The organism is Bacillus sp. P14.5 (assembly GCF_003316765.1).
Taxonomy (GTDB): Bacteria; Bacillota; Bacilli; order Bacillales; family Bacillaceae_B; genus Rossellomorea.
This window is the reverse complement of sequence record NZ_NIJF01000047.1, coordinates 1-3,880: the sequence shown is the minus strand read 5'-3', so window position 1 is coordinate 3,880 and position 3,880 is coordinate 1. Positions and strand designations below refer to the sequence as shown.

Below are 3,880 nucleotides of genomic sequence, written 5' to 3'. Positions count from 1 at the left end.
GGCTTTTTGTGCGTGAAGAGGGTTGTGATTGGACGCCGCTCTTTTCGCAAATCCAGTTTGTATTGATCTTGAATGGGAATGCTAGTAAAAGAGGATGAAATGGAGGGGACCCCATGTTTGAGTCGGCACTCGAGTTAGGCATTGTCATCTTTTTATTGATCTATTCCATCACAGTTTCACTCATGTTGATGTCAGTCAAAAAGAAGAGCTAATAAGGTCAAACACGTCGATGGTTCGGTCATGAACATGGACAATTTTTTATATGATATCATGGAGGAAATTGGAAGGGGAGTGAGTGACGATTCAAACATTTATCAAGTACATAGGAATCGGATTAGCACTGTTCATTGGAATGTCTGTCCTCGGTATTTTCGGATATAATCCGGCGCGACTACTCATCGAGTTATTCATGTGGATGACGACGTACGTGTTGCCATGGATCTTTCTTTACTTTTTTGTTCGGTTTTACAAAACATATGAGCAAAGACAATAAAAAGCCACCTCGCTATGGAGGTGGCTTTCGTCAGTTATCCGGCGCGGTGGCTCCGGAGCTTTTCAATTTCTTCAAGGACGAATTGGACGTTCGTTCCGACGATGACTTGAATATGGTTCGGGCTGACAACCTTGATTCCCGGAATGCCCGCTTTCTTGATTTGTGCTTGGTCGACCGTGTCCATGTCTTTTACATCGACGCGGAGACGTGTGACACACGATTCGATGCCCGTGACGTTTTGATCGCCGCCGAGACCGTCGTAGATCATCGCTGCCATCGCCGAATATTGACCGCCGGCTGCGACTGGAGCAGTTCGTGTTTCGCCTTCAGGAGTCGTTTCCGTTGCGACTGCGTCAACCGCTTCGTCTGACTCACGTCCTGGCGTTGCCAAGTTGAGCTTGACGATCATGAAGCGGAAGATGGCGTAGTAGATGGCACCGAAGACGAGACCTTGGACGAGCAACATGTAAGGCTGGTTCGCAAGCGGTAACCGTGAGCTGAGGACAAAGTCGACGAGACCGGCACTGAAGCCGAATCCGGCCGTCCATTGGAACGTCGCTGCGACAAAGAGGGAAATCCCTGTCAAGACCGCGTGGACGAGGTAAAGAACTGGTGCGAGGAACATGAACGAGAACTCGAGCGGTTCCGTGACACCTGTGAAGAATGAAGCGAACGCTGCGGCAAGAAGAAGTGAGGCCGCTTGTTTTTACGTTTTGTTTTCGCAGTATGGTACATCGCGAGGGCTGCTGCTGGGAGACCGAACATCATGATTGGGAAGAATCCAGCTTGATAGCGGCCGGTGATTCCTTTTTCCCCTTCGCCCGACCAGAAGTTACCGATGTCATTAATACCCGCAACGTCAAACCAGAACACCGAGTTCAAGGCGTGGTGAAGACCTGTTGGAATCAACAGACGGTTGAAGAAGCCATAAAGACCGGCGCCGATTGCGCCCATTTTTGAAATCGTTTCCCCAAATCCGACGAGTCCTGTGTAGACGACCGGCCAGACGAAATAAAGGGCGACCGAGACGAGGATCATCGAGAAGGCTGTCATGATTGGCACGAGACGCTTCCCACTAAAGAAGGCGAGTGCGTCCGGAAGTTTCACATGACTGAAGCGATTGTACATTTGAGCGGCGACGATACCCGAGAGAATCCCGACGAAGGCGTTGGCGATTTTCCCGAACGCTGGGTTGACCGCTTCGACGTCGACACCTTGGAACAAGGCGACAGTTGCCGAAGATAAGAGTGTCGTGACTGTTAGGAAAGCGACGAGCCCACTTAGTGCGGCTGAGCCATCCCGGTTTTTCGCCATACCGAGGGCGACCCCGACTGCGAAGAGAATTGGAATATTATCGATGATGGCTGCACCGGCTTTGATCAAGAACGCGGCGGCGATATTTTCAGAACCCCAGCCGACTGGGTCGATCCAGTAACCGATCCCCATGAGAATGGCCGCTGCAGGAAGTACTGCAACCGGCAACATGAGGGAACGTCCGAGACGTTGTAAAAAGTTCATCATTGTAAATGTCCTCCTTTTTGATGGTGTTGATCTTGCAAGCGTTGAATGTGGAGTGTGATATAACCAAGCTCTGATTCGGGCAAGACGATGCCGTATAAGTCTTCCATTTTCGTTTGCGACATCAGACGCACATGCATAGGCCGACGAAAATTTTGTTTGAATCATTTGGAGCATATCTTCGTCGATCGTATGATGATCGTAATGGTTGACCCGATCCATGACGAATCGTAAATGAGTTAATAAGCGTTGATAGGATAAGTCATCTTCTTCAATGGATAGATCGAGCCGTCTCGAAATCGATTGGATCATGTCACGTACGATTGTCGTCTGTTTGACCGTCTTGCGCAAATCACCTCCTTTCACTTTGAGTGTATGGATATGAAGCGCGATGAACGCCGCCTCGTCTTTTGGCATCTTCACACCGAGCTTGTCCTCGATGAGGTGAAGCGCCCATAACCCGATTTCGTATTCGTTGCGATATAGGATCTTAATCTCGTTCAACAGCTTGTTGCGGAGCGAGATCCCTTCTTGCTCGCGCTCGATGGCAAACGAGATATGATCGGTGAGCACGATATGGATGTGTTCGTTGAACGTCGTCTCGAGCCGTTTCTCTGCATGCGAGATGATTTCTTCTGAAATCGTGAAGTGCTCGATGGGAATGCGGGTGAGCAACTGTTGAAACTTATCGTTTTCGGGCATGACGAACAACTTTTCGACTTTATGCGGATTGACGATGTCGTTGCGTGCCTTTTTGAACGCGACGCCTGGACCGATGGCGATCTTTTCTTCGCCCTCATCCGAGACGATGACCGCGTTGTTGTTTAAGATCTTTTTGATTTTTAACATGTGTCCTCCTAACGAGGAGTCATTGTTCCGCTTGAGCGACGACGGTCTTCCCGGGAAGCGCGGGGCCTCCTGCATGGAACGAATACGGATGCTCTAACGCGCTTCCGTTCGTAATGACCATCGGCGTGACCGTATCTTTTCCGGCTCGCTGGATTTGTTCCAAGTCGGCCGTCAAGAGGGGTTGTCCGGTTGTGACCGTGTCGCCGACTTTGACATGGACATCGAACGGGTTACCCGCGAGCTCGACCGTATCGAGTCCGACATGAATCAAAATTTCAGCTCCGTCTCCCGAACGGAGTCCGATGGCGTGCTTCGTCGGTGCGACTTGGATGATGGTTCCGTCTACCGGTGCGACGACCGTCCCGTCCATCGGTACGATGGCGATTCCGTCGCCCATCATCTTCTCGCTGAAGACGGGGTCGGTCACTTCCTCAAGTGGAATGATGTCTCCTTCCATGGGTGCGTAAAGTGTCAGTGTATGTCTCTTCATCCACTTATTCAATAACATGTTCGATTCATCCTTTCGCTTGAAAAATGATTGTAGAAAAAACAAAACAGGCATGGAGTATAGACGGGTGGCGTGAGCCTTTCGTCTTACCCCACTGCCTGATCGAATCAGTCACATGTGATCATTATTCGTTTCGTCACCCTCAAGATAGCACGGTGGTGTATAGATATCAAGACCTAATTTGAAAGCGTTCTCTAAAAATTTACTTCTGCCTGAATATATTGTATAGTAAAGGCGAAACTGAATGAGAAAGGTGTTGCATGTTAATGAGTGAGGTCGTATCTGCCTAACGAACTGAAAAAAGTTGGATGACACGTGTTTTTGTCATGCCTTCATGTTCTGTTACAGATACCGCCCTTCATAAACTGCCAGACACCGGTCTGTCTTTTTGCGTTGGTCGTCATCGGCCGACGCTTTTTGTTTGCGCGGTATCTCCAACCTAATTTTAAGGAGAAATCACCATGAACGAACAAACATTAGATAAATTACAATACAACGAATTGATTCAACAC

The 3,880-nt window shown here is 49.1% G+C and carries 2 protein-coding genes and 2 pseudogenes; 1 reads left to right on the top strand and 3 read right to left on the bottom strand.

Translation table 11 applies throughout. From position 1 onward, the window contains the following. Nucleotides 1-295 precede the first annotated feature (295 nt). Nucleotides 296-493 (top strand): hypothetical protein, encoded by a 198-nt coding sequence (locus B9Z54_RS06405; protein ID WP_113927643.1) that lies wholly within the window; start codon nucleotides 296-298, stop codon nucleotides 491-493. Between the two features lie 34 nt (nucleotides 494-527). Here the strand turns inward: B9Z54_RS06405 and nagE are convergent. The 3 genes and pseudogenes from nagE to B9Z54_RS06390 all read right to left on the bottom strand — a co-directional run bounded on the left by nagE (nucleotide 528) and on the right by B9Z54_RS06390 (nucleotide 3,368). Continuing rightward, a pseudogene (gene nagE, locus B9Z54_RS06400) lies at nucleotides 528-2,014 on the bottom strand (N-acetylglucosamine-specific PTS transporter subunit IIBC). Next, nucleotides 2,011-2,860: pseudogene (locus B9Z54_RS06395) on the bottom strand (PRD domain-containing protein). Before B9Z54_RS06395 ends, nagE begins: the two co-directional pseudogenes overlap by 4 nt. Before the next feature lie 19 nt (nucleotides 2,861-2,879). After that, entirely contained in the window at nucleotides 2,880-3,368 is a 489-nt protein-coding gene (locus tag B9Z54_RS06390; protein ID WP_275887790.1) for a PTS sugar transporter subunit IIA, read from the bottom strand. Nucleotides 3,369-3,880: the final 512 nt, after the last annotated feature.

Coding starts and splice junctions, on each gene's coding strand:
- B9Z54_RS06390 (WP_275887790.1), bottom strand. CDS start 3,368: ATGTTATTGAATAAGTGGATGAAGAGACATACACTGACACTTTACGCA.